This window comes from Herbaspirillum sp. WGmk3 (assembly GCF_023952535.1).
GTDB classification, from domain to species: Bacteria; Pseudomonadota; Gammaproteobacteria; order Burkholderiales; family Burkholderiaceae_D; genus Herbaspirillum; species Herbaspirillum huttiense.
This window is the reverse complement of the sequence record NZ_JAKYWT010000004.1, coordinates 290,516-308,201: the sequence shown is the minus strand read 5'-3', so window position 1 is coordinate 308,201 and position 17,686 is coordinate 290,516. Positions and strand designations below refer to the sequence as shown.

The following is a 17,686-nucleotide window of genomic DNA, read 5'->3' as shown; positions in this document are numbered from 1 at the left end:
TTTCTAAGTCTCTGTGCGGCGGATCGCGCGGATGAATTCGCGCACGGGGCGTCGAACGTTGGCGATCATACGAAAGCGCCGCGCCGCTGTCTCATGCTTTTAAAACATGAACGAATGCACGGCATGCATGAGCCCGCCCAATACCCATGCGGCTTGCAGGACAGCACATGGAAAATGCGAACGAAAAAAAAGACCGCTCGCGCGGCCCCTGGTACAGGAACGCCCGGCGGTCCGTCAGAAGAATTCCACCGTATCGTTGGTCGTGATGCCCGAACGCAGCACGCCCGAATTCACCAGTTCCTGGTAGTAGCAGATGCGGTTGCGGCCGCTCTTCTTGGCGTGATACAGCGCCTGGTCGGCATGGCCCAGGATCACCACCGGCGTTTCGCGCGCGATGTTGACGAAGCCCAGGCTCACCGTGACCTTGCCGACCTGCGGGAAATCATATTCCTGCACGTTCTGGCGGAAGCGGTCGAAGATCTTGCGCGCATCGGTGAGGGTGGTCGAGCGCAGCAGGATCACGAATTCCTCGCCGCCAAAACGGAAGATGCGGTCATGCGCCCGGAACGAGGCGCGCAGGATGTTGGCCACCAGGATCAGCACTTCATCGCCATACAGGTGGCCGTAGCGGTCATTGACCTGCTTGAAGTGATCGATGTCGACCACCCCCAGCCAGTGGCCCTTGGGTTCGTCATTGCTGTCGTGCCGGCGTTCGTCGCGGTCCACGGAATGGGCTTCGTGCGGCGCGATGGCGAAGGCGTAGCGGGTGAACTGCTCGTCGAAGGTCTTGCGGTTGAACAGGCCGGTGAGCGCGTCGCGCTCGCTGTAATCCAGCAGGCTCTGGTAATTGCAATAGACGTGGAAGATGCCGCGGATCACATCCAGCATGGTCGGTGCAAAGGGCTGCTGGCTGCGGATCTCCAGGCAGGAATTCATCTTCCCATGCAGCCAGACCGGCAGCCACAGTACGTGTTCGCCCTCGGGCGTGGTTTCGTCGAACTCGTTGAGATGATTGCGGATACAGGCCAGCATGGCCGGATAGGCCGATAGTGGTTCCTTGGGATCGTCGCTGGTCAGTTCGGCGATGGTGTGGACCGTGCCATCGCGGATGACCATCTTTTCCTGCACGAAGTATTCATCGCGCAGCGTGAAGATGTCGAGCATGCGGATGGTCTCGACCTCAGTGAGCTGATACAGCGCGGAGATGACGGAGATGGCCAGGCGGGAGTGCTCCCGGTGGGCCGTGATTTCTACCAGATGCTTGAGCAGCGGTTTTTTCATCTCGTCGTCGATGTCCTGCATGAGCCCATTGTTCTATGTATGGTCGGTACTCGGCTGTGCTTGCCCGGCGTCTTCGACTGCGGGCTGGCTGACATGCCATGAAGCAGTGCCCGGCCATCGGCAGGAGCGTAGTCAGGAGCAAGGCATGTCGCAGCGGAATGAAGACGATCCCGGTGCAAGATTCACGCCATCAAGCTAGCACGGAAGCACAAGGATTTTACAGGCGGCAAGCATGGGAATGAAGCAGTTTCTGCATGTCACTGCAGAAAATTTGCGCTTTGATTGCCGTATGGAAACTTTAGATCTCGCGTGACTTTCACTTACGTGGGGCTTGGTGAGTATTGCGTGCGTTCTTGCCAGCCAATCCCGCAGTATCAGGCTGGAGCCCAAGCGCATGGCGGAATTGCGGCGATGCGTCATTTTCAGGCAGGCACGTCGTCAGCTTCTCAGCTGCCGAAAATCGATGAGCGGTTTTTGGGGTTTACTTACAAAAAATCGCCGGGCAACAGCCGGCGATATTTGTTTATATCATTTGTAATAGTGTTCCGGATTTCCGATTGCAGGAGCCCGGTTTGCTGCTTCAGGCATAAATGATCAGCAGCGCCACGGCGATGATCAGACCAAACTTGGTGATCTTGTAGACGGTCTTGTTCCAGTTCTTGAAGCGGCGGCGATACTGCCCGGCCAGCCAGACGAAGCGGAACAGCTTGTTGACGCGCCCGGTCTGGTCGCCGGTCTCATTGGGCGAGGCAGCGGCGGTCATCATGGTGCGGCCGAGGAAGCCATTGATGGCTTCTGCCCAACGATAGCGCAGCGGACGCTCGACATCGCAGAAGAGGATGATACGGTTCGTCTCGGAGCCGTTCTGTGCCCAGTGGATGAAGGTCTCATCGAACACCACGCTCTGGCCATCGCGCCAGCTGTAACGCTGGCCGTCGACTTCGATGAAGCAGCGGTCGTCGTTGGGCGTGACCAGGCCCAGGTGGTAGCGCAGCGAACCGGCGAAGGGATCGCGGTGCGGATTGAGCGTGCCGCCCGGAGCCAGTTCGGCAAACATGGCGGCCTTCACCGACGGGATGCGCTTGAGGATTTCCACGGTCTTGGGGCAGAACTTCTCGGCCGAGGGATGGCTGGCGTTGTACCACTTCAAATAGAAACGCTTCCAGCCAGCCTTGAAGAAGGAGTTGAAGCCGGCATCGTCATTCTTTTCCGCCGCCTTGATCTTGGCCATCTCGCGCAGCGCCACGGCTTCGTCGCGGATCACTTCCCAGTTCTGGTCGATGAGGGCGAGGTCATCGAACTGCTTCACGGCCGGGTAGGGGACGGCCGGTACGCGCGAAAAGGCGTACATGAACAGGTTGATCGGCGACATGATCGAGGAGTGATCGAAGAACTGCCGCAGGAAGGGCAGGCGCACGCGTCCACGGAAATGGATGAACAGGATGGAAAACAGATAGATGAAGACAATTGCCCACTTCATTGCAGGGTCCTTTGATGTTGCCGGCCTTTTCGAATCAAATGAAGGAAAAGGCTGAGACGGATATCCGTCCATATGGGGTCAGGGCCGGGAAGATCAACGACAGCGCTCGGCCAATGGCGGAACGGCTGACAGCAAACCAGGCTGGAAGACGCCGTGATGCTGCAAGATGCGCGATGATGAGCTGAAATCCCGGTGGCTGCGCACGCCCGGCAGGATGCCGGCAACGCAGAGCAAGCGAGGATTCTACACCAAGGGCTCGTCAGAGTTTGTAAGGGCGCTGATTGCCCTATGTGAAGATTCCTGCAACAAACGCATGCGCTGACCCAGATCAAGCGGGCAAAAAAAAGGACCGGGCAATCCGGTCCTTGCGGGGGCGTGAACTAGAGGCCCTAAAACGCTCAAGCGGCCTGGGTCACCACCTGGCGTGCGCGGTTCCAGCGCGGCAGGCCGGTGAAGGCGAAATCGATTTCCGGCACGTGGCCGGAGACGATCTCGGCAATCGCCCGGCCGGAGCCGCAGCCCATGGTCCAGCCCAGGGTGCCGTGGCCGGTATTGAGGTACAGGTTGGCGAACTTGGTCTTGCCCACGTAGGGGACGTTGGATGGGGTCAGCGGGCGGAGGCCGGTCCAGTAGGTCGGGTTCTCGTAGTCGCAGCCATCCGGGAACAGTTCACGGGTGCGGCGGGTGATGGCTTCGCAGCGGGTGGTGTTGAGTTCGCGGGTGTAGCCGTTCAGTTCGCAGGTGCCGGCCACGCGCAGGCGGTCGCCGAGGCGCGAAACCACCAGCTTGTAGCCGTCGTCGGTGAGCGAGACGGTGGGGGCGGCGTCCGGGTTGGTGATCTGGTAGGTGGCCGAATAGCCCTTGCCTGGGTAGAGCAGCAGGTCGATGCCCAGCGGCTTGACCAGTTGCTGCGAGAAGCTGCCCATGGCAACCACGAAGGTATCGGCCTTCAGGACTTCATGGCGGCCGTCCGGGTTGATGACTTCCACCCCGGTCACGCGGGCGGCGGCACCAGCGCCTTCGGTGATGAGGCGGGTGATGCTGGTGGAGTAGCGGAATTCGACGCCGGCTTCTTCACTCTTCTTGGCCAGGCCGGTGGTGAGCTTGAAGACGTCGCCCGATTCATCGGTGGCGGTGAAGTCGCCGCCGACGATCTTGTTGCGGATCGAAGCCAGGGCCGGTTCGATGCGCACGACTTCATCAGCACCGATGGATTCGCGCGGGCAGCCCAGGTCGCGCATGAGCTTGGCGGCGGGCAGCGAGTCCTGGAATTCCTTTTCTTCGGTGTAGAAGTGCAAGATGCCGCGGGTCAGGTGGTCGTACTGGATGCCGGTTTCGGCGCGCACGGCTTGCAGGGTCTGGCGGCTGTATTCGCACAGGGCGACGATGTTGCGGATGTTCTCGTCGGTGCGGGCGGCGGTGCATTCACGCAGGAAGGCCACGGCCCACTTCCACTGCAGCCATTCGGGACGGAAGCGATAGAGCAGCGGGGCGTCTTCCTTGCCCAGCCATTTGAGCACCTTCATCGGGGCGGCCGGATTGGCCCAGGGTTCAGCATGCGAGACCGAGATCTGGCAGCCGTTGGCGAAGCTGGTTTCCTGCGCCGCGCCGGGCTGGCGGTCGATGACGGTGACGTCGTAGCCCTGCTTCTTCAGGAACCAGGCGGAAGCGGTTCCGATAATGCCTGCGCCCAATACGATCACTTTCATCTCACTCTCCCGGTTTTGCATGAACTTGCTGTGGTTGTTCGGACGTTCGCATTTGCGAATTCAAATGCGAACAATGCAAGCATTGTAAGAAAAGCGTGATTGCCGATGTGATCAATACTGGCTGGAATTTTTATGAATAAAAAGACTGTTGCGATATTTTTATTCAAAAGTAAAAGAAAATTCCAGCAAGATTTACATTTTTGAAGATGTAAAGCGCGCCATCTCTTCCGCCACGGCGCGCTCGACCGTTTCGGTGAGGGCATCGCGCAGGCCTTCCCTGACGCGCTGCATCACGATATCGGAAAGATGGTCCAGCGCCAGCGCCATCTGGTCCTGCAGGTGTTGGTGCAGCACGGTATCGACGCGTTCCAGCAGGCTTTGCAGGACGTTTTCGCGGATTTCCTGTTCCCACTGGCGGTATTGTTCGGCGGCCGGGGTCACCGGGGGCAGGGGGGCCATCACCGGGGCCGCCGCTGCGGGCGCCTGGTAATGAGTATTCGCGGGCTGGGTGTGGAAGGCGCCCGGCTGCATGGGGGCGGCGTAATCCGGAGCGGGGGACGCGGCCGGTGCGAGCGGGATGATCTCGGTGAGCAGGGGGATGCTGTTGTCGTCGTGGTTCATGGCGTGAGCGGGCGGGGGCGGGCTCAGGCGGCCACGTGGTGCGAGAGGGGATAGCCGCGTTCCTTGTAGAAACGGTAGCGGTCGCGGCCGGCGGCCTTGTCGGCGTCGTCGGCGGAAATGATTTCCAGGAGGCGTTCGAAGCGCGCGAAATGCGCGGGGGTGTCGCTGCCCAGGTTGATGAGGATCTGGTGGTGCGGCAGGTCGGCGCTGTCGTCGGCGGTCAGGATGATGGGCGTCTGCGCGGCCAGCGGGTCGCCGGCCATCACGTGCGGCAGGAAATCCTGCTCGGAAAAGCTCCAGAGCGCCTGGTCCAGCTGCTGCAATTCGGCGCGGTTGGGGGTACGCAGTACCAAGGTGGCACCGGAAGCGCGCGCCTTGCGCACCAGACGGCACACGTAGGCGATCTTTTGCGGGACGTTGCTGTGAAAGTCGATTCGGGTCATCCCGTCAGTATAGTGGGTCGCGGTGCAGCAGGCTATCGGAGTGCCGAAGAAGGCCCCTGTCTGCCGGATTTAGGTACGTCCGAGCGCTTGCGGCCCCCTTTTTTTGACGCGTCGGCCGAATGTTGGTGTGCTCGGACAATGGTTGAATCGATCAGGATGTGTTCGATTTCCGTTTCACCAGCCATTGCAAGTGCGATTCGCTGCCAGACACCGTTGCGCCTCCAGCGCGAGAAACGCATGTACACGGTATGCCACCGACCGGACTCGACTGGCAGATCGCGCCAAGGGCCACCTGTGCGAGCGATCCACAGCACCGCTTCGAGAAACCATCGATTGTCGAGCGCTGTTCGTCCTCGGTCGCCTTCCTCGACTGGCGGAATTGCATCGACCTTCTTCCCTACATTGTCATTTAGCAGTCTTCTAACCATCCCGTTTCGCTCGCGCAAAAACAAGATGTAAACACATTTCAGCAAATGCAAGCAGACACTGGTCGCCGCATTTGTTTTGACCGTACGGTAGCCAACGCGGCCAGTGCGTTTATCGATTGTCTCCAGGCACTCCATAGCCAGGCGCATTGGCCGGATCCAGGGCACGGTCGAGGTAGTCATTCATCTGCGGGTGATAGGCCTGCCAAAGTGTTGCCAGCTTTCCGATTGGATCGTCGTCTGCCCAGTCCACGCGCAAGTTGACGATGGGCCAGACCAGATCGTCTGCCACGATCAAGGCCGATGAGTGCAGCGGACCTGCCTCTCCGCCGGCATCAAGGCCCGCCTGCATTGCTGCAATCAGGCGATCCGCAAGGTGACCGGGAGCTGACTCGAAAGCCGCTATCATTGCCTCGATCACCGACGGACTCGCCAGCATGTTGCCTGCCGCTACACACTGCTCGCCGGCGACGGCCGCATGCACACCGAGCGTGCGGTTACCGCTGAAGTGGGCCGTGCGGCCCTGATGATCGATGGCGATCAGTTGCCGGAACGGGCTGTAGGCATTGGTAGCGAGCACGTGCTTCAACGCCTCATCCGGGAGGCAGCCCTGCTCCAGCTGATCGAGCGTCAGCGGTCCCAACGCGGGCAACGTGATGTTTTGTGACGAGACCGCGCCGACACCGCTGCGTATCCATGGACAGCGCGCACCCACAGCAATACTGGATGAACTGATGGCGATACCCAACTGTCCGGTATCGGCGCAGCGGCCGGCAATAGAAAGCGTCATGAAGATGCTCCGTCTAGTTGGGAATGACCGCGATGACATCGATCTCCATCAGCCATTGCGGCTGGCCGAGGGCGACCACCACCAGGCCCGTCGAGATCGGGAAGACACCCTTGAGCCACTTGCCAACTTCTTGATAGACGGGTTCACGGTAGCGGGGATCGGTCAGGTAGGTCGTCGTCTTTACGATATGCGACAGATCGCTCCCAGCCTCTTCAAGCAGTTGCTTGACGTTTTTCATGGCTTGCTCTGCTTGCGCACGGGGGTCGCCAAGTCCCACCAGATTGCCCTCAAAGTCGGTCCCGACCTGGCCTCTGACATAAACGGTGTTGCCGGCACGAACTGCCTGGCAAAGATCGTTATCCAGGTTCTGGTTGGGATAGGTTTCGCGCGTATTGAACATGCGAATGCGGGTATGCGTAGGAGTGGTCATGTTGGCTAGGTACTGTCTATCAATGGGCTGATGAAAATCTCGGATCAGGCGACTGCTTGATGGCTTGCAGCGCTGAATTCTTGCGCAGTGCCGTCCTCTTGCGGCGAAGATTTGAGGGCGTGATGCTGCTCATACTGACGCTGTATGGCAATGTGGTCTGCCACATGCTTGGCGTCATGCCACACGCCCCAGATAAAGGCCGAGCCACGGCGGGACAGCCACGGCAGACCGATAAAATAAATGCCGGGCTCTGCACCCACACCTCGCTGGTGCCGGGGCTTGCCATTGGGATGCAGGGTGTCGACCTCCAGCCAACGGTAATCCGTCGCATAGCCGGTAGCCCAGATGATTGACGTCACCCCGGTCTTCTGCAAATCGAGTTCAAGCAAGGGTTCCGTGATGCATGCCGCATCGGCCACACGCTGCCGAGCCTGAGGATCGGGGGGCAAGTCCAGGCCATTGCGGTTGACATAGGCATCGGCCGCATCCAACAGGGAGAAATAGCTGTCGTCACCGCGGTTCAGGTTATCCACCAAATCAGGATTGAAGCTCACTTTGCCGTGTTCAAAGGATGCCGTGTGTCCCACCAGGGTGATGCCACTCTGCGCGAGTTGCCTGAAATCGATAGTGTGACCTCCACGTGCACCACTCACGGTGATGGTGACATGCTCCCGACCGGGTTGCATGGCTTCGGAATCCCACATGCCGAGCACCCCTAGCCACCAGCAGAAATCGCGGTTGCGATAGGAGCGGGGAGGGCGCTCATGCGGTCCGACTGAGAGATACACGTCGCGGCCGGCAGCGTGCAGCTCTTCGGCAATCTGCACTCCGGAGGAACCGGCACCCACCACCAGCACATTGCCTTCGGGTAATTGAGCCGGATTGAAATAGTGCGCCGAATGAATCTGGTACAGCGCCGGATCTGCAGGGGCGATTGACGGCACCACCGGCTTTTGGAAAGGGCCGGTCGCAATGACCACGCGCTTGGCCAGGTAAGTACCTTCCGACGTCTCGACCGTGAAACCGGGACCGCCGGCATTGCGGATGACGCGCTGTACTTCGACGCCGGTATGAATGGGTGCCGATATCTTGTCGGCATACTTTTCAAAGTAATTTACGACCTGATCCTTACTGGCGAAAGCGTCCGGCGGAAGATCAAATTCAAGGCCCGGGAAACGGTCATGCCATGCGGGGCCATTGGCCACCAGAGAGTCCCATCTGCCGGTGCGCCACGCTTCGGCGATACGGTTCTTTTCAAGCACCACATGGGCCACGCCAAGCCGGCCCAGATGCTCACTCATGGCCACACCGGCCTGGCCAGCCCCGACAACGAGCGTGTCAATTTCATGCATTATCTTGGTCATTGCTAATCTTTCGGACAGAATTTTTCACTCCATCGCGGCATCATTGAGCCCAATTTCAATCCAGTTGCCATGTGCAGCGCCGGTCAGAAAACAAGCTTTCACATCGCCGGACGACCAGCTCAATCAGCTAGCGAGGGATCGTCTTTCATCATCAAATATTTCATTTCTTCAAAATGCTGCTGAGAAAAATCCGGTATTTTTTCCCAGCTCCGTGCGGTTTTTTCTGCGACCGCCTCGGACAGAATCTTCAGCGGCTGCCCCGTTGACCATGCCGTTACCAGGATCTGGCAGGCGCGTTCGAGCGTCCATATATCGTCGAACGCTTCACCAATGGTCTTGCCAATCACCATCACGCCATGGTTACCCATCAACAGACGGGTCTTGTCCTGGAGCAGTCCGGCCAATCGGGCTCCTTCTTCGACCGTATCGGCCATCCCTCCGTACATATCATCAACGGCGACGCGGTTGAAATAGCGAGCCGTATTCTGATCAACAGGAGGGATGTGCGGATTTTTCAGCGTGGCCACACTGGTCGTATAGACCGGATGAAGATGCAGCACTACCCGCGCCTGAGGCAGCTTCTGGTGAATTTGCCCATGAATTGCCCAGGCAGTTGCATCGACATCCGTGCGCTCTCCGCAAGATGGGTCGTCTGTATCCAGCAACAGCAGATCGCTCGCACGGATACGTGAAAAATGCATCCATTTGGGATTCAGCAGGAATTGCTTTCCATCCGCCGACAGTGCCGCACTGAAGTGGTTGGCGACCGCCTCATGCATCCCGAGATGCGCGATGATGCGAAAGGTGGCAGCCAGATCGATGCGCACCTGCTCTTCATGGTTTAACGACATGGTGGTTCGCCTCGCTCAATTCACTCAAGGTTTGGGCATCAGTTCTTCCAGGTCTTTTTCAGCAGGTGCTTCGAACTTGTATTTCTTCAGCAAGGCGGCGTATTCAGGCGATGTCTTGAACTTGTTCAAGGCGTCAACCAGGGCCTTCTTCACTTCGTCGTTGCCTTTTTTCACGCCGAAGCCGTTGAGCACCGGATAAATCAATGTGTCCGAGGAAATGACGATGCGGTCACCCAACTTCTCCACTGCGCCACGTGCCACGGCAGCGTCGGTAATCTGCGCTTCGACGGCGTGCGATAGCAGCGCCTGGGTGGTTTGGGGATCGGTTTGGAATTCGCTGATCTCAATGGGCTTCTTCCCGTTCTTGACGCAATAGTCAGCGGACAGCTTGCGCAATTGCTGCAGCCATGAAGTTGCCCCCATGGAGCCTACCTTGTGGCCACAGAAATCCTCTGGCTTCTTGGGCTGATAATCGCTGCCCTTGAGCGCCAGGATCGATTCGCCGCTTTTCAGGTAAGGGATCATGTCGATCACCTTGACACGTTCAGCGGTGATGTACATGGAGGAATTGATGATGTCAAAGCGGTTGCCTTGCAAGCCTGTGATCAGATTCGGGAAGCGGGTATCAATCGTTTCAACTTTGCGTCCCATCACTTTTGCAAGCCCATCGACGAGTTCGATGTCGAATCCGACGGGCTTGTTGTTTTCCATGTATTCATAAGGAAAAAAGGTGACGTCGGATCCCACCGTGATTTTTCCGGGTTGTTGAAAAGCGGCGGCATTCAACGAAGTCAGTGCAATCGCTGCTACGCCCACTGTACGGAAGATAGCCTTGAAAACGGAACGCTGAGTCATGATGGTTATGTCCTTGTTGAGATGAGTTGAAGCGATTGATGGTCAGGCCATGGCGTGCTTGGCGGCTTGTTGTTGCACAAAGAACGATGCACCACGAGGTTTCTCGGGCAGACGCAACTGGTTTTCGGTGCAGCGCACGATTCCACTTTCGTTGCCCGATACCAGCAGGCCTGCATGTTGGCTAGGGAGCGGGTTTTCACAAAATGGCAGTGCATCTTCAGCAGCGTAGACGCTGATGAACAGGGTGCGTGGCTGTTCGGTGTTGTTCGGCTTGGAGGCATGCAGCAGGCGGGTATGCATGAAACACACCGATCCCGATGGGGCATAACAGGCAACAGGCGTCTGGCAATGCGCTTGCACGACGGTATCGTCGACAAAGCCGGTGAACTGGTTGTTTTTCCAGTGGGACCAGAGCGGTCCCTTGTGACTGCCGGGCACCACCAGCAGGGGGCCGTTATCCGGCGTGACGTCACTCACCATCAACAACGCCGTGACCAGGTCATCGTTGCTGTGCGGCGTGAATGGGAAATCCTGATGCCAGTCCACCACCGTCTTGGTATGCGGTAGTTTGGAATTGACTTTGCTGTGGTGGAAGCGGGTACCCGAGCCACCGATCAACTGTGCTGCGATGGCCGCCATGCGCGACTCGAAAGCGATTTTTCGATAGGCAGAAGAAATCTCCGTGGGTGAACTGACACGCCGCAGAGAAGGATGATCAGCCCGGTGATCGTCTTCGATATCGAAGCGGGAACGCCCATCCTGCGTCTTTCCCCATGGCTGTTTTTTCGTCCGGCTTTCCTCTACCCATCGCTCGAAATCGTTGCTCAGCGATGCAACTTCGGTGTCGGACAACACGCCCTCGATCACCAGAAAACCTTGCTGATGATATTGATCGATCTGGTACTGCTCAAGCATTTCAGACTCCCTGATAAATGACAGACGCTAAGCTAAAGAAACATCTTTGAGGAAAGCCTCCACCCGCGCATTGCTTCCTTTTCTGAAGACCTCCGGCGTGTCATCGCACACCACACGGCCTTTTTCCATGAAGACGATGCGATCAGAGACCTTGAACGCAAAATTCATTTCATGCGTCACGATCACCATCGTGATGCCTTCTTTGGAAAGGGCCTCGATGACTTGCAGGACCTCGTTCACTTTTTCCGGGTCCAGTGCCGAGGTCGGTTCATCGAACAACATGATCTGCGGGCGCATCATCAATGCCCGGGCAATGGCCACACGTTGTTGCTGGCCTCCCGATAACTGATGCGGATACTTGAATGCGTGTTCCAGCATGCCGACCTTCAGGAGCAGTGCGTAGGCCTGTTCCTTTAGTTCCTCGGTCGGCGCAATTCCGTGATAGCGGGGTGCCAGCAAGAGATTGTTCAGTACCGTCAGATGGGGGAACAGATTGAAGCTCTGAAAGACCATGCCAATTTGCCGGCGATGCGCAGTGTTCTCCACCAGCCTTGGCTTGTGAATCCCTTGCCGGAGGAGGTGGATGAATGGCTGGCCGTTGATCTTGATATCGCCGTTATCCAGTTTTTCCAATCCGATCAACAGGCGGATGAGCGTTGTCTTCCCTGAGCCAGAAGGCCCGATCACGGAGACCACCTGTCCTGGCGCAATCGACAGGTCAACCGCGCCCAGCACCTCAACATTGTTGTAAGCCTTATGCAATCGGGAAGCTTCCAGGGCGGGACCTTGCAAATCGCTTTGCTGTCTGAGCCCTTGCACGACCTTGTTCCTGGCCAGCTCAAAGAATGCCGCATCGGGGGTGCGAGCGATCTTGCGTTTGGTGACGTCAAGCAGATGCTCGACTTGTTTCAGGAGGAAATCGAATACCGTGACGATCATCACGTAGTAAATGGCCACCGCAGTCATGGTTTCCATGACCAGGAAATTCTGCGAATACAGTCGTTGACCCACCATCAGAATTTCAGTCAAGGAAATCACTGAAACGAGCGAACTCAGCTTGACGATGGCAATGAATTCATTGGTCAGGGAAGGCAGGGCAACACGGATTGCCTGCGGCACGACAATGCGGCACTGGATGCCAAAGAACCGCAGGCCGAGTGCGACTGCCGCCTCATATTGCCCCTTCGGAATCGATAGCAGACCACCACGGTGAATTTCGGCGATATAGGCAGTCTCGCTCAACACCAGGCCAATCAGGCCGGCCCAAAAGGGATCGTTGAGAACGGCACCACTCGATGGTATCGCCTGGGGCAGGTTATAGATGAAGATCAGCAGCACGAGCAGCGGCAGGCTGCGAAATAACCAGATATAAAAGCGTGCCGGTACGCTGAGAAAACGATTTGAAGATTGCTTGGCCAATGCCAGCACAAAGCCGATGACGACGCTGATGAGCCAGGCACCAATACTCAGCTTGATCACTGTCACTGTCGCGAACCAGAAGTCCTGCTGGCGCAACAGGCTGAACATGTAATTCCAGTCAAATTTCATATTGTTTTTTCAGGACCAGTGGCCACGACAATCAAAGAAAAAAATGACCGAGACGCTAGTGGATCTCGATTGGTGGCCAGTATCTTTCCATGCTTTGAGGTGCGTCAATTAACAAATAGTTATGCGCTGCTTAGGCTCACCCTATACAGATGAACGTGCACAGCGATGTGGAATTTTCGCGCATGAAGGTGCGTCATTTTGGTTGGTGGGGACGCCAATTTAGTGCGCCATTCCCGCTATTGGTGCCACGGATGAACGGCGAAAAGACGCGTTGGAGAGGACGTTGATGAGGACGGTATCCGGCGCTGAAATCATCGCCGTGAGTTGCTGGAGATCCGTCGCCAGTGGGTGCTCACTGGTCGATGGTCGTCATTCAATCAGGGAAAATCTGTGGAAGACGGGAGGAGGGAAGTGAAGGCAGGATGGGTGATCAGGCTACGAAGAAATTCGCCTCTCGTCGATCTTGCTGAACCGGAGGGGCATTTGCCTCCTCAGGTGGGACGGCAGGGGGCGTCAGATCCACGCTGTGACAATAGTCCATGAAGAGCCGGGACGTTGGTGAGGGCTGGCTATTCTTGAGATAGGCCATCACCAGCGTCGATGTGGGCATGTCATCTTCGATGTCGAGCTGCACCAGGCGCTGGCCATCGTAGGTGTTTTCCGTATAGGGCCGTGTCACCAGCAGGGAAAAGCCGAGGCCCTGGCCCACCATACAGCGCACCATCTCGATCGATGGCGAGCTATATGCCACGGTCGGATAGAAACCACGATTCTTGAAAATATCAACGAAGTAGTTACGACTCGGCACCACATCCAAAAGAATCATTGGCTCATGACTCAATTCTTCCAAGGTAACTGTCGCCTGCTTTGCCAGGCGATGCCCGGCAGGAAGTAATGCGTAAGGCTTGTGTGGCGCATTCAGCGCTTCCTTGTTGATCGAATTGCCCAATTCCAGATCGTAGAGGAACACCAGATCAAATCTTCCGCGGTGCAGCCCTTGCATCAGTTCATGTTGCTCGCCATCCTGAAGCTGTATGGTGATTTGCGGATAGATTTTCTTGAATCCCGAAATCAGTTTCGGCAAGTAGAGGGGCGCGGCCGACTCAAAGCAACCCAGCGCGATAGTTCCCGAGACCAGATTCCATTCAGTCGTTGAATTCTGTTCCAGATCATTGGAAAGCTGCAGCAGTTGCTTCGCCTTTTCATAAACCCTGCGGCCGTTTGGAGTAAGGGACACGCCCTGCGCATGGTGTCGTATGAACAGGGGCTGGTCCAGTATCTCTTCCAGAGACTTGATGGCGACTGAAATGGAGGGCTGAGAAATATGCAGCTTCCTGGCCGCTTCTACGATACTGTCCTCCTCCACCACGGCGACAAAATATTTAATTTGTTTCAGCGTGAAGCGCGAGTTTAGTTGACTCATAGGAGCAGCCCTTTCAGAAAACGGCATTGCATAGTTTTTTCCAAAGCAAGGACTGTACCCGGTGGGTGGCCGGGCTCTGCGTCCAGTTGTGGTGCTCACCAGGGTGGTGCGGCAGGGGAGCTATGCTCAATGCCAAATCGGACTGTGGGTACACCACGCTGGTGCGATTGGGTATCCCGGGTAGCGTATTGAGCTTGTTCGGAGATTGCGCTATGTAATGGGGGAGCGCGAAGCCTTGGCGCGACGCTTTCTTTCGACGCTGGAAAAAATGTAAACAGACCCTGGAAAGCTGCCTCGCGCATTTTCGATAAGCGTCGTCACTCATCTCTGGGCCGATACAGGTGAGAAAGTCCCACAAACAACAAAGCCCCGGTTTCCACCGAGGCTTTATTTACTTTTACTATATGAAGAACTGGTAACTCAGGCGGCCATGCCGCTATGCCGCAGCAAGGCATCAATGCTCGGCTCCCGCCCACGAAACGCCTTGAAGGACTCGATGGCCGGACGCGAACCGCCCACGGCCAGGATTTCCTGCTGGAAGCGGCGACCGGTTTCCAGCGAGATCACGTTGCCGCTGCCGGCAGCCGCTTCCTCAAACGCACTGTACGCATCCGCCGACAGCACTTCAGCCCACTTGTAGCTGTAGTATCCCGCCGCATACCCGCCTGCGAAGATGTGCGAGAAGGAATGCTGGAAGCGGTTGAATTCCGGCGGGCGGATGACGGCAACGCGGTCACGCACGCTGTCGAGCAGTTGCTGCACGGTTTGCTGGCCACCAGCTTCATATTCGTGGTGGATCAGCATGTCGAACAGCGAAAACTCCACCTGGCGCAGCATCTGCAGGCCGGACTGGAAGTTCTTGGCGGCGATCATCTTGTCATACAGCGCGCGCGGCAGCGGCTCGCCGGTCTCGGCATGCGCAGTCAGCTGCTGCAGCACATCCCATTCCCAGCAGAAGTTTTCCATGAACTGCGAGGGTAGTTCCACCGCATCCCATTCCACGCCGGAAATGCCGGACACGCCCACTTCATCGACCTGCGTCAGCATGTGATGCAGGCCATGGCCAAATTCGTGGAAGAGGGTGATCACTTCATCGTGCGTGAACAGGGCCGGCTTGGCCACCCCATCGACTACCGCGGGTTCGGTGAAATTGCAGACCAGGTAGGCGATCGGGGTTTGCACGCCTTGCGCAGTCAGGCGGCGCGCGCGCGCATCATCCATCCAGGCGCCGCCGCGCTTGCCGGAGCGGGCATACAGGTCCAGGTAGAACTGGCCCACCAGCTGGCCATCACGCTCGATGCGGTAAAACTTCACATCCTTGTGCCACACCGGCGCGGTATCGGGCTTGATCTGCACGCCGAAGAGCTGCTGCGCCACCTGGAACAGGCCGCCGACCACCTTGGGCTCGGGGAAATATTGCTTCACTTCCTGTTCCGAGAAGGCGTAGCGCTGCTCGCGCAGCTTTTCGGAGGCATAGGTGCTGTCCCAGGCCTTCAGTTCCTCCAGTCCCAGCTTCTCGCGGGCGAAGGTTTTCAGTTCTTCATAATCCTTCTGGCCGAAGGGGCGGGCGCGCTGGCCCAGGTCTTCCAGGAAGGCGATCACTTCGCCGGGCGACTTGGCCATCTTGGCCACCAGCGACACTTCGGCAAAGTTGGCGTAGCCCAGCAATTGCGCTTCTTCCTTGCGCAGTTGCAGGATCTGGTCGATGTTGCCGCTGTTGTCCCATTCCGGCTTGACCCCCAGCTCGGACGCCTTGGTGGCGTTGGCGCGGTAGATCTTCTCGCGCAGCGCGCGATTATCTGCATATTGCAGCACCGGGAAATATGAGGGGAAGTGCAGCGTGAACTTGTAGCCGGGCTTGCCATCCTTCTCGGCGGCGGCCCGTGCAGCTTGCTTCACATCGGCCGGAAGCCCCGACAATTCGGCCTCGTCCTCGACGAAGAGGGCGAAGTCATTGGTGGCGTCCAGCACGTTTTCGGAGAAACGGGTGGTCAGCATGGCCTGCTTTTCCTGGATCTCGGCGAAGCGTTCCTTCTTGTCGTCGGCCAGTTCGGCACCGGACAGGCGGAAGTCGCGCACGGCATTGTCCACCACCTTGCGGCGCGCGGCCGACAGGGAGGCGAAGGCCGGGCTGGACTGCAGGGCCTTGTACTTCTCGAACAGCGCCAGGTTCTGGCCCAGCGCAGTCCAGAATTCCACCAGGCGCGGCTGGTTCTCGTTGTAGGTGGCGCGCAGGGCCGGGGTGTCCATCACCGAATTGAGGTGGCCGACCACGCTCCAGGCGCGGCCCAGCTTTTCGGTGGCGGACTCCAGCGGCTCGACGAAATTGTCCCAGGTGACTTCGGCCATCGGTGCTTCCAGTTCGGTGACCAGGCGGCTGGCGTCGGCCAGCAGCTTGTCCAGCGCCGGTGTGACGTGCTCCGGCTGGATGGCATCGAACTGGGCATAGCCCGAGAAATCGAGCAGGGGATTGGCGGCGATGTCAGTGGTGGTCATGGGCTCTCGTTTCTCTGAAAACATCCGGCAGCCAGGCTGCCGGAGGGTAATGCGCTAAGGGCGTGCCGATCAGCTGCGTTCGGCGGCTTCGATGGTGTTGACCAGCAACATGGTGATGGTCATCGGACCCACGCCACCCGGCACCGGGGTGATCCAGCCGGCGACTTCCTTGGCATTGGCGAAATCGACGTCGCCGCACAGCTTGCCGTTGTCATCGCGGTTCATGCCGACGTCGATGACGACTGCGCCAGGCTTGACCATGTCGGCGGTGACGATGTTGCGCTTGCCGGTGGCGACTACCAGGATGTCGGCCTGGCGGGTGTGGTGGCCGAGGTCACGGGTCTTGGAGTTACAGATAGTGACGGTGGCACCGGCTTGCAAGAGCAACATCGCCTGCGGCTTGCCGACGATGTTCGAGGCACCGACCACCACCGCATTGGCGCCACGCACCGGGTAGTCGATCGATTCCAGCATCTTCATGACGCCGTAGGGAGTGCAGGGGCGGAACAGCGGCTGGCCGGTCATGAGCAGGCCGGCGTTGCTGACGTGGAAACCGTCCACGTCCTTTTCCGGGGCGATGGCTTCGATCACCTTGTGGGCATCGATATGGGCCGGCAGCGGCAGCTGCACCAGGATGCCGTTGATCTTGGGATCGGCGTTGAGGGCGTCGATGCGGGCCAGGAGCTCGGCTTCCGTCATCGAGGCTTCATATTTTTCCAGCACGGAGTGCAGGCCATTGTCCTGGCAGGCCTTGACCTTGTTGCGCACGTAGACCTGGGAAGCGGGGCTGTCGCCCACCAGGATCACGGCCAGGCCGGGTTGCTTGCCTTGGGCGGTGAGGGCGGCGGCGCGCTGGGCCACTTCGGCGCGCAGTTGTTGGGAGAGCAGGTTTCCGTCGATCAGTTGGGCAGACATGGCAGATAAGGCTTTAGAAAGTGAAGGGCAGGGCTGGAAAGAAGGCGCCCGGTCAGGCCGGGACCACTCGAACTCAAGGCGCAAAGCACCGGAACCCGTGATTATAAAGCCAGGCGGCAGGCCGGACGAAATGCCGGCGC

Annotated in this window: 15 protein-coding genes and 1 pseudogene; all 16 read right to left on the bottom strand. The window is 58.2% G+C overall.

Annotated elements, in window-relative coordinates:
- Nucleotides 1–234: 234 nt before the first annotated feature.
- Nucleotides 235–1,302: a GGDEF domain-containing protein gene (locus MKD49_RS17100; RefSeq protein WP_252696890.1), complete on the bottom strand. Its 1,068-nt coding sequence runs from the start codon at nucleotides 1,300–1,302 to the stop codon at nucleotides 235–237.
- 559 nt (nucleotides 1,303–1,861) lie between these two features.
- Nucleotides 1,862–2,761, bottom strand: a complete 900-nt coding sequence (gene lpxO, locus MKD49_RS17095) for a lipid A hydroxylase LpxO (RefSeq protein ID WP_039785901.1) — start codon at nucleotides 2,759–2,761, stop codon at nucleotides 1,862–1,864.
- A gap of 398 nt (nucleotides 2,762–3,159) precedes the next feature.
- A complete protein-coding gene (locus MKD49_RS17090) occupies nucleotides 3,160–4,470 on the bottom strand; it encodes a D-amino acid dehydrogenase (protein ID WP_121038368.1) in 1,311 nt (436 codons plus the stop codon).
- 192 nt (nucleotides 4,471–4,662) lie between these two features.
- Nucleotides 4,663–5,091 (bottom strand): hypothetical protein, encoded by a 429-nt coding sequence (locus tag MKD49_RS17085; protein ID WP_121038371.1) that lies wholly within the window; start codon nucleotides 5,089–5,091, stop codon nucleotides 4,663–4,665.
- A 23-nt stretch (nucleotides 5,092–5,114) separates the two neighbouring features.
- Complete coding sequence (locus tag MKD49_RS17080) at nucleotides 5,115–5,534, bottom strand: DNA polymerase III subunit chi (RefSeq protein WP_121038374.1); 420 nt, start codon at nucleotides 5,532–5,534, stop codon at nucleotides 5,115–5,117.
- A 72-nt stretch (nucleotides 5,535–5,606) separates the two neighbouring features.
- A pseudogene (locus MKD49_RS17075) lies at nucleotides 5,607–5,962 on the bottom strand (transposase); the annotation flags it as partial.
- 109 nt (nucleotides 5,963–6,071) lie between these two features.
- Nucleotides 6,072–6,749, bottom strand: coding sequence for a DUF1028 domain-containing protein (locus tag MKD49_RS17070; protein WP_252696889.1), 678 nt, complete (start codon nucleotides 6,747–6,749; stop codon nucleotides 6,072–6,074).
- Nucleotides 6,750–6,762: 13 nt separating this feature from the next.
- Nucleotides 6,763–7,179, bottom strand: coding sequence for a RidA family protein (locus MKD49_RS17065; protein ID WP_121038381.1), 417 nt, complete (start codon nucleotides 7,177–7,179; stop codon nucleotides 6,763–6,765).
- Between the two features lie 44 nt (nucleotides 7,180–7,223).
- Nucleotides 7,224–8,543: an NAD(P)/FAD-dependent oxidoreductase gene (locus MKD49_RS17060; protein WP_252696888.1), complete on the bottom strand. Its 1,320-nt coding sequence runs from the start codon at nucleotides 8,541–8,543 to the stop codon at nucleotides 7,224–7,226.
- A gap of 119 nt (nucleotides 8,544–8,662) precedes the next feature.
- Nucleotides 8,663–9,394, bottom strand: a complete 732-nt coding sequence (locus MKD49_RS17055) for a class II aldolase and adducin N-terminal domain-containing protein (protein ID WP_252696887.1) — start codon at nucleotides 9,392–9,394, stop codon at nucleotides 8,663–8,665.
- A 24-nt stretch (nucleotides 9,395–9,418) separates the two neighbouring features.
- Entirely contained in the window at nucleotides 9,419–10,249 is an 831-nt protein-coding gene (locus MKD49_RS17050; protein ID WP_121038389.1) for an ABC transporter substrate-binding protein, read from the bottom strand.
- Between the two features lie 42 nt (nucleotides 10,250–10,291).
- Nucleotides 10,292–11,164, bottom strand: coding sequence for a phytanoyl-CoA dioxygenase family protein (locus tag MKD49_RS17045; protein ID WP_252696886.1), 873 nt, complete (start codon nucleotides 11,162–11,164; stop codon nucleotides 10,292–10,294).
- 27 nt (nucleotides 11,165–11,191) lie between these two features.
- Entirely contained in the window at nucleotides 11,192–12,712 is a 1,521-nt protein-coding gene (locus MKD49_RS17040) for an amino acid ABC transporter permease/ATP-binding protein (RefSeq protein ID WP_252696885.1), read from the bottom strand.
- A 430-nt stretch (nucleotides 12,713–13,142) separates the two neighbouring features.
- Nucleotides 13,143–14,135, bottom strand: a complete 993-nt coding sequence (locus MKD49_RS17035) for a LysR family transcriptional regulator (RefSeq protein ID WP_252696884.1) — start codon at nucleotides 14,133–14,135, stop codon at nucleotides 13,143–13,145.
- Nucleotides 14,136–14,555: 420 nt separating this feature from the next.
- Nucleotides 14,556–16,631 carry a M3 family metallopeptidase gene (locus tag MKD49_RS17030; RefSeq protein ID WP_252696883.1) on the bottom strand — a complete coding sequence of 692 codons (2,076 nt, stop codon included), beginning with the start codon at nucleotides 16,629–16,631 and terminating at the stop codon, nucleotides 14,556–14,558.
- 69 nt (nucleotides 16,632–16,700) lie between these two features.
- Nucleotides 16,701–17,546 (bottom strand): bifunctional methylenetetrahydrofolate dehydrogenase/methenyltetrahydrofolate cyclohydrolase FolD, encoded by an 846-nt coding sequence (gene folD / locus MKD49_RS17025; protein ID WP_209531613.1) that lies wholly within the window; start codon nucleotides 17,544–17,546, stop codon nucleotides 16,701–16,703.
- Nucleotides 17,547–17,686 lie beyond the last annotated feature (140 nt).

What these genes read in the sequence shown, in the direction of transcription:
- lpxO (WP_039785901.1), bottom strand. Translation starts at nt 2,761, where the DNA reads ATGAAGTGGGCAATTGTCTTCATCTATCTGTTTTCCATCCTGTTCATC.
- MKD49_RS17045 (WP_252696886.1), bottom strand. Translation starts at nt 11,164, where the DNA reads ATGCTTGAGCAGTACCAGATCGATCAATATCATCAGCAAGGTTTTCTG.
- MKD49_RS17035 (WP_252696884.1), bottom strand. Translation starts at nt 14,135, where the DNA reads ATGAGTCAACTAAACTCGCGCTTCACGCTGAAACAAATTAAATATTTT.
- MKD49_RS17055 (WP_252696887.1), bottom strand. Translation starts at nt 9,394, where the DNA reads ATGTCGTTAAACCATGAAGAGCAGGTGCGCATCGATCTGGCTGCCACC.
- folD (WP_209531613.1), bottom strand. Translation starts at nt 17,546, where the DNA reads ATGTCTGCCCAACTGATCGACGGAAACCTGCTCTCCCAACAACTGCGC.
- MKD49_RS17080 (WP_121038374.1), bottom strand. Translation starts at nt 5,534, where the DNA reads ATGACCCGAATCGACTTTCACAGCAACGTCCCGCAAAAGATCGCCTAC.
- MKD49_RS17030 (WP_252696883.1), bottom strand. Translation starts at nt 16,631, where the DNA reads ATGACCACCACTGACATCGCCGCCAATCCCCTGCTCGATTTCTCGGGC.
- MKD49_RS17065 (WP_121038381.1), bottom strand. Translation starts at nt 7,179, where the DNA reads ATGACCACTCCTACGCATACCCGCATTCGCATGTTCAATACGCGCGAA.
- MKD49_RS17040 (WP_252696885.1), bottom strand. Translation starts at nt 12,712, where the DNA reads ATGAAATTTGACTGGAATTACATGTTCAGCCTGTTGCGCCAGCAGGAC.
- MKD49_RS17085 (WP_121038371.1), bottom strand. Translation starts at nt 5,091, where the DNA reads ATGAACCACGACGACAACAGCATCCCCCTGCTCACCGAGATCATCCCG.
- MKD49_RS17060 (WP_252696888.1), bottom strand. Translation starts at nt 8,543, where the DNA reads ATGACCAAGATAATGCATGAAATTGACACGCTCGTTGTCGGGGCTGGC.
- MKD49_RS17100 (WP_252696890.1), bottom strand. Translation starts at nt 1,302, where the DNA reads ATGCAGGACATCGACGACGAGATGAAAAAACCGCTGCTCAAGCATCTG.
- MKD49_RS17050 (WP_121038389.1), bottom strand. Translation starts at nt 10,249, where the DNA reads ATGACTCAGCGTTCCGTTTTCAAGGCTATCTTCCGTACAGTGGGCGTA.
- MKD49_RS17070 (WP_252696889.1), bottom strand. Translation starts at nt 6,749, where the DNA reads ATGACGCTTTCTATTGCCGGCCGCTGCGCCGATACCGGACAGTTGGGT.
- MKD49_RS17090 (WP_121038368.1), bottom strand. Translation starts at nt 4,470, where the DNA reads ATGAAAGTGATCGTATTGGGCGCAGGCATTATCGGAACCGCTTCCGCC.